The organism is uncultured Dechloromonas sp. (assembly GCF_945957265.1).
In the GTDB taxonomy this organism is placed as follows: domain Bacteria; phylum Pseudomonadota; class Gammaproteobacteria; order Burkholderiales; family Rhodocyclaceae; genus Azonexus.
Genome location: NZ_CAMFKO010000028.1, coordinates 47,763 through 54,830, shown reverse-complemented (window position 1 = coordinate 54,830; position 7,068 = coordinate 47,763). Strand labels below are relative to the sequence as shown.

Genomic DNA, 7,068 nt, shown 5'->3' with positions numbered 1-7,068 from the left:
GCGGCCTCGTCGACGTGGGCGTTGGCGGCGAGGAAGGTGTCTTTGGCGTTCATGGAGGCTCCGTGCGTGAATACAGCCAGGTAAGACGGGCAAGGAGCGCGCTGGTTCCACCGCAGCGTTCGTTTCCCTACGACGGCATGACCCGGTCAGGTTCGAAGGGTATTTCTCAGCCCGCGTGTCCGCCGGCACCCCTAACGAGTGGGCTGCAAGTTACTGGAAATACAGGCAAAATGCAAGGAACGACAAATTCCGCTCAAGATTTTCAGAAATCAGCCGAAATATCTCCGACAAGACGCGGAATCTAAAGAAAAACCAAGGGAATCAAGATGCGCTACCTGATCATTGCCAGCCTGCTGGCCCCCCTGCCCTGGAGCGTGTCGGCTGCGCCGACATGGCAGGTCATTTCGTCCGAACCCGGCAAGCGCATCGAACTCGACCGGACCAGCCTGAAACGCGATGGCAACGCGGTTCAAGCCCAGGGCCGCGTCGTCCTCGAGAAGGAACTGATCGACGCCAAGTCCGGCGCCGGCTATCGCGTCATCGAAGCGATCACCCGCTACGACTGCGGTACGCGCAACGCCAACACCATCAAGCGCATTTTCAAGAAGAACGAATCCGACATCATCCGCGAGGAAGACATCAAGGGCGTCGAGCTGCCCGTCCGCTCCGGCACGCTGGACGACAAGGTGCTGCGCGAAGTGTGCCGCCCGCCGAAGGACGCCCCCGCCGACGTCGCCAAGAAGGCAAATGAAGCCGGCGCCGAACTGAAGGCCGCCAACGAGGCGGTGCTCAAGAAGGAAATGGCCAAGGCCGAAAAGCCCACCCCCATCAAGACCGCCGATACGCCGGCCAAGGAAGCCGAGCATTCGGCCATTCCGTCGATTCGCCCCAACCTGAAAGCGGCGCTCGAAGCCTCGCGCGAGCCCCAGAAGGAGGCCGCCAGGGAAACCCCGCCTCCGCCGCCGGCCGCCAAGCCGCCCGCCCCGGCTCCCGTCGCCGCGGCACCCAAGGCGCAGACCATCGTCGTCCACACCCCGCCGGCGCCTGCCGCCAAACCGAGAAAGGCCGCCAGATCCGAGGGCTACATGCTGGAACTCGCGCGCAGCGAGCCGGCCGTGCAGCATGCCCACATCCACTGGGACTACGAAGGCCCGGGCGGCCCTGAAAACTGGGGCAGGCTGGACCCGCAAAACAAGCTGTGCGCCACCGGCGAACGCCAGTCGCCCATCGACATCAAGGATGGCATCAAGGTCGACGTCGAGCCGATCAAGTTCAAGTACCAGCCCTCCACCTTCCGCATCGTCGACAACGGGCACACGGTGCAGGTCCAGGTCGGCGAAGGCTCGATCTCGCTGACCGGCAAGACCTACGAACTGGTCCAGTTCCACTTCCACCGGCCCTCCGAGGAAAAAGTGAACGGCCAGCGCTTCGACATGGTCGTCCACCTGGTGCACAAGGCCGACGACGGGCAACTGGCCGTCGTCGCCATCCTGCTCGAGCGTGGCACCGAGAATCCCTTCATCCAGACGCTGTGGAACAACATGCCGCTGGAGAAGAACTCCCCGGTCGCGCCGCCGAGCACGCTGGTCGACCTCAATACCCTGCTGCCGACATCGCGCAACTACTACACCTACATGGGTTCGCTGACCACGCCGCCCTGTTCAGAAGGCGTGCTGTGGCTGGTCATGAAGCAGCCGATGCAGGTATCGCCGGAGCAGATCAACATCTTCAGCCGCCTGTACAGGAACAATGCCCGGCCGATCCAGTCGGCCGCCGGCCGCCTGATCAAGGAAGGTCGTTGACCTGAGCGGAAACGGAGTGGTAACTTAATGACCAAAGAGTCATTAAGTTACCCATGTCCGCCAGCCCCGCTCCCCGCAAACGCCGCAAGGAAGCCCGTCCTTCCGAGCTGCTCGCCGCCGCCCTCGACCTCTTCGTCGAGAAAGGCTATGCCGCCACGCGGCTGGAAGATGTCGCCTCCCGCGCCGGCGTCTCGAAGGGCACCCTCTACCTGTATTACGAAAACAAGGAAGCCCTGTTCAAGGCCGTGATCCAGGAAGGCATCGTTCCGGTCATCGCCGAAAACGAGGCCATCGCCGCCCAGCACACGGGCAGCAGCTTCGACCTGATGAAAAAGCTGCTCGCCAACTGGTGGACCAAGATCGGCCTGACGGCGTTCGCCGGCATACCCAAGCTGATGGTCGCCGAGGCCCGGAACTTCCCCGAGCTCGGCCGCTACTACGTCGAGAATGTCATCAACCGCGGACGCGCCCTGGTCGGCAGCGCACTGAAGCGCGGCATGGAAAGCGGCGAATTCCGGCGCATGGATGTCGAAACGACCATCGATGTCGTGATTGCGCCTATCCTGATGCTGCTGATCTGGCGCTATTCGATGAGTTGTTGCGTGGGAAGCGAAGGCAATCCGCAGCTCTACCTGCAGATTCACGAGGACCTCCTGCAGCACGGTTTGTGCCGGATGGAAAAGGAGAGTCAGGTATAATTTTGATTTGTCGGAATCAATATATTAGCCTGTGCTAATATTATGCCTGCGGAGACCCCAATGAACATCGAGCAAGCGCGCTTCAACATGATCGAACAGCAGATCCGTCCCTGGGATGTTCTGGATCCGCAAGTTCTCGACCTTCTTTTCGTCGTCAAGCGCGAGGACTTCGCGCCGGCCGCCTACCGCAACCTGGCATTCGCCGACATGGAAATCCCGATCGGCGGCGGCCAGACCATGCTGGCCCCGAAGATCGAAGCCAAGATGCTGCAGGAACTCGGCATCAAGAAGACCGACAAGGTTCTCGAAATCGGCACCGGCAGCGGCTACATGGCCGCCCTGCTCGCCGCCCGCGCCGAACACGTGGTGACGGTTGAAGTCCGCCCGGAAATTGCCGCCTCCGCCAAGGAAAACCTGGCGCGCGCCGGTGTCGGCAACGTGTCGGTCGAAGTGGGCAACGGCGTCGACGGCTGGTCGCAGCGCGGCCCCTACGATGCCATCGTCGTCTCCGGCTCCGTTCCCAGCATCTCCCCCTCCCTGCTCAAGCAACTGCGCGTCGGCGGCCGTCTCGCCGTCATCACCGGCGAAGCGCCGGTGATGGAAGCCCAGCTGATCACCTGCACGGCCGAGGGCACCTACAACACCGTCAACCTCTTCGAGACCGTCGTTCCGGCGCTCGATGGCGCTGACGCCAAAGATCAGTTCTCCTTCTGATGCAACAGCTTCGCGTACAACAACTCGCCGAATGGCTGGCCGACGACAAGCGGCCCGACCCTGTCCTGCTTGATGTGCGCGAACCGTGGGAAACGGAGCTCTGCCAGCTGCCGGGCTCCGTGCACATCCCGATGCATCTTGTCCCGATACGTTGCGAGGAAATCGACCCCAGCCGCGAGATCGTGGTGATTTGCCACCACGGCAGCCGCAGCCTGCAGGTCGCCATGTTCCTCGAACGCAAGGGCTTCGGCTCGGTGCTCAACCTGATGGGGGGTGTCGATGCATGGGCGGGGGAAATCGATCCGAATATGCGTCGCTACTGAGGATGTCATGAAAAAACCGGCCTGGCTTCTCCTCGCCCCCCTGATCGCCACCCCGCTCCATGCCGCCGACCTGATGCAGGTCTATCGCGACGCACAGAGCAACGACCCGACTTTCGCCGCCGCCCGCGCCACGCTCGACGCCGGCCAGGAAAAGCAGCCGCAGGCACGCGCCGGCCTGCTCCCCAGCCTTTCGCTTTCGGGCAATACGACGTGGAACGAGAACGAGTTGTCCACGCACAACGGCCCGACTTTCGCCAAGCCGAAATATAACGCCAACGGCTACCAGCTCACCCTCTCGCAGCCCTTGTTCCGCTGGCAGAACTGGATCGCCTACGACCAGTCCAAGATGCAGGTGGCACAGGCCGAGGCCAATTTCGGCCTGGCCCGGCAGGACCTGATCCTGCGCGTCGCCCAGGCTTACTTCGACGTGCTCTACGCCCAGGAAAGCCTGGCGGCCGTGAAGGCCAACAAGCAGGCCATTGCGCAGCAACTGGAACTGGCCAAGAAGAGCTTCGAGGTCGGCACGGCGACGATCACCGACACGCACGAGGCACAGGCCCGCTACGACCTGGCCAGCGCCCAGGAAATCGCCGCCGAAAGCGATCTCGAGGTCAAGCTGCGCGCCCTGCAGGCGATCGTCGGCCAGGAACCCGGCGCCCTCGCCCAGCTGCGCAAGACGGCGGAACTGACGGCACCGCAACCGGGCAACATGGCGGAATGGGTCAACGCCGCCGAAACCGGCAGCCTGAACGTCCAGGTTCAGCAGTACAACGCCAGCATCGCCGCCCGCGAAGTCGACAAGCAACGCGCCGGACATTACCCGACCCTCGACGCGGTCGCCAACGTCGGCCACTCCAAGAGCTATACGCCGGCCTTCGGCACCTACGACACCGACTACCAGAATGTCGGCATCCAGCTCACGATCCCGCTCTTCCAGGGCGGCTTCGTCTCCTCCCGCCAGCGCGAAGCCAGCGCCAACCGCGCCGCCTCCGAATCGGCGCTGGAAGCGGCCAAGCGCGGCGCGGCCCTGGGTGCCCGGCAGTCCTATCTCGGCGTCGTCAACGGCCTGGCCCAGGTCAAGGCCCTGAAGGCGGCGCTGATTTCGTCGCAGTCGGCACTGGAATCGAACAAACTGGGCTACGAGGTCGGCGTGCGCATCAACATCGACGTGCTGAACGCCGAGAACCAGGTCTACGTCACCCGCCGCGACCTGGCCAAGGCCACGCTCGACACGCTGATGGCGCAACTGCGCCTGAAGTCGACCACCGGCGCGCTGGGCGATGACGACATCGCCCAGATCAACGCGCTGCTCGACCCGTCCACCGCCCGATAAGGTCCAGCATGCGTTCCGCCGCGCCCTGATGGGCGCTGGCGAACCCGGCCGCGGCCAGGCGCATGGAGGCCAGGCGCCCGGCATCCCGCAACAGGTCGGCGACACGCTCCCCCAGTTCGCCGGCATCGCCGACACGCTGCGCCGCCCCCGCGGCGATGGCATCCTCGGTGGCCTGCAGGAAATTGAAGGTATGCGGCCCGACCAGCACGGGGCATCCGCAAGCCGCCGCCTCGATCAGGTTCTGCCCGCCCAGCGGCAGGAGGCTGCCGCCGATGAAGGCAAGGTCGGCCAGGCTGTAATAGGCGGCCATCTCCCCCATGCTGTCGCCCAGCCAGACCGCCGTATCGGTAGCCGGCAAGCCCGCGCTGCGGCGCACCGCCGGCAGGCCCTGTTGGCGCAACAGCGCAGCCACCTCGTCGAAGCGCTGCGGATGGCGCGGCACCAGCACCAGCAAGGCACCGGAAACGGCGGCGCGACGCCATGCCTCGAGGATCAGCAGCTCCTCGCCCTCGCGGGTGCTTGCCGCCAGCCACACCGGACGCGAGCCGATCGCCTGCCGCCACTGCCGGCCCAGCGCGAGCTTGTCTGCCGGCGGACGGACATCGAACTTGAGGTTGCCGCTGACCTCGGCCGTCTCGACCCCCAGCGCCAGCAGGCGCTCGGCATCCCCCCGGGTCTGCGCCGCCACCCCGGAGAGCGCCGCAAAGGCCGGCCCGACCAGGCGCCGGAAACGGCCGTAGCCGCGTGCCGAACGCACCGACAGCCGGGCATTGGCGAGCACCACCGGCACGCCGGCGCGCCGGGCGGCGTGCAGCAGGTTCGGCCAGATCTCGGTTTCCATCAGGACCCCGAAAGCCGGTGAAAAATGCCGGAAGAAACGCCCGACCGCGCCGGGATAGTCGTAGGGTAGGTAAGCCTGGATGACGCGGTCGCCGTAGACCTCGCGACCGGTGGCCCGCCCGGTCGGCGTCATGCCGGTGAGCAGGATGCGGTGATCGGGCCAGCGGGCCAGCAGGCCCTCGATGAGCGGCTGCGCGGCCCGCGTCTCGCCGACCGACACGGCATGCACCCAGATCAGCTTCGACGGCGCCGACCCCGGGTAGAAACCATAGCGCTCGCCGAGGTTGCGCAGGTATTCCGGCTGCTTGCGGCCGCGCCAGGCCAGGCGCAGCCAGATCAGCGGCGCGATCGCGTACAGCAGCAGCGAATAGGCCAGACGCGCCATCAGGCGAGCACCGTCTGCAACTCGCCGAGCACCGCATCGGGAGAAGGCGTCTGCGCCCTGCCCCCGAGATTGCGGTGGAACCCCGCCCCCAGGACGCCGGTCAGGCCGGGATCGGTGGCGGTGTATATCGCCACGGTGGGTATTTTCAGGGCGACGGCCAGATGCGTCAGCCCGGTATCGACCCCGACCGCCGCACGGGCGCCGGACAACAGCGAGGCCAGTTCGGGAATGCTCATCGGCGGCGCCGCCAGCGCGCCCGGAATGGCGGCTGCCAGACGCGCCGCCCGCTCGCGCTCGGGCGCGCTGCCGCCGGGCAGGATGGCGCTGAATCCGAGGCTGTTGAGTGCCCGGCCGAGGGCCAGCCAGTTGGCTTCCGGCCACAGTTTGTCGTCGCGGCTGGTCGCCGTCAGGAAGACGACGTAGGGGCGATGCGACAGCCAGGGAAAGCTGGCCGGCGGCGTCTCGATGCCGTAATCCGGCTCGCCCTCGGCCTGGTAGCCGAGCGCCGCAGCCGCCAGGCGGCGATTGCGGACGACCGCATGCAGGTCGCGGGAGACATGGAAATGCCGGTCGTACCAGCGGGCCGCCGCCGGCTCGCGGGCTGAATCGGCGGCATAGCCGAGGCGCGGCCCCTTGGCCCGGCTGGCGATCAGGGCGCTTTTCAACAAGCCCTGGGTGTCGACGACCGCGTCGTAGCTCGCACTCGCAAGGCGCCGGCGGAACTCGGCCATTTCCTTCCAGGTCGCGGCCTGGAACAGTTTCTTGCGCCACCGGCGAACGGCGACGGGAATGATCTGGCCGACCGCCGGATGCAGGCGCGGAATCGCCGAAAAGCCATCCTCCACGCACCAGTCGATCTGCGCCTGCGGAAAATGCCGACGGATATCGCTGATCACCGGCAGATTGTGGATGACATCGCCGAGCGAGGAAGTTTTCACGATCAAGATGCGCATCGGCGGATAAAATCACGGCT

At 65.7% G+C, this 7,068-nt stretch carries 7 protein-coding genes and 1 riboswitch; of the genes, 5 read left to right on the top strand and 2 right to left on the bottom strand.

Annotated elements, in window-relative coordinates; all coding sequences use genetic code 11:
• Positions 1-107: 107 nt before the first annotated feature.
• A riboswitch (TPP riboswitch) is annotated at positions 108-203 on the bottom strand.
• Between the two features lie 123 nt (positions 204-326).
• Genes Q0P59_RS14385 through Q0P59_RS14365 form a run of 5 tightly spaced genes read left to right on the top strand, consistent with a single transcriptional unit; the run spans position 327 to position 4,870 of the window.
• On the top strand, positions 327-1,802 hold the full coding sequence (locus tag Q0P59_RS14385; protein ID WP_295007443.1) for a surface-adhesin E family protein: 1,476 nt from the start codon (positions 327-329) through the stop codon (positions 1,800-1,802).
• 53 nt (positions 1,803-1,855) lie between these two features.
• A complete protein-coding gene (locus Q0P59_RS14380; RefSeq protein ID WP_295007441.1) occupies positions 1,856-2,500 on the top strand; it encodes a TetR/AcrR family transcriptional regulator in 645 nt (214 codons plus the stop codon).
• A gap of 60 nt (positions 2,501-2,560) precedes the next feature.
• Positions 2,561-3,214 carry a protein-L-isoaspartate O-methyltransferase gene (locus Q0P59_RS14375; protein WP_295007439.1) on the top strand — a complete coding sequence of 218 codons (654 nt, stop codon included), beginning with the start codon at positions 2,561-2,563 and terminating at the stop codon, positions 3,212-3,214.
• The gene (locus Q0P59_RS14370; protein WP_295007437.1) at positions 3,214-3,537 is read left to right on the top strand and encodes a rhodanese-like domain-containing protein; all 324 of its coding nucleotides are present in this window, start codon (positions 3,214-3,216) and stop codon (positions 3,535-3,537) included. Before Q0P59_RS14375 ends, Q0P59_RS14370 begins: the two co-directional genes overlap by 1 nt.
• 7 nt (positions 3,538-3,544) lie before the next feature.
• Positions 3,545-4,870 (top strand): TolC family outer membrane protein, encoded by a 1,326-nt coding sequence (locus tag Q0P59_RS14365; RefSeq protein WP_295007435.1) that lies wholly within the window; start codon positions 3,545-3,547, stop codon positions 4,868-4,870.
• On the opposite strand, the gene waaA is transcribed toward Q0P59_RS14365, so the two are convergent.
• The gene (waaA, locus tag Q0P59_RS14360) at positions 4,836-6,098 is read right to left on the bottom strand and encodes a lipid IV(A) 3-deoxy-D-manno-octulosonic acid transferase (protein ID WP_295007445.1); all 1,263 of its coding nucleotides are present in this window, start codon (positions 6,096-6,098) and stop codon (positions 4,836-4,838) included. The two genes, Q0P59_RS14365 and waaA, sit on opposite strands and share 35 nt — an antisense overlap.
• Positions 6,095-7,033 (bottom strand): lipopolysaccharide heptosyltransferase I, encoded by a 939-nt coding sequence (waaC, locus tag Q0P59_RS14355; protein WP_295007433.1) that lies wholly within the window; start codon positions 7,031-7,033, stop codon positions 6,095-6,097. Before waaC ends, waaA begins: the two co-directional genes overlap by 4 nt.
• Positions 7,034-7,068: the final 35 nt, after the last annotated feature.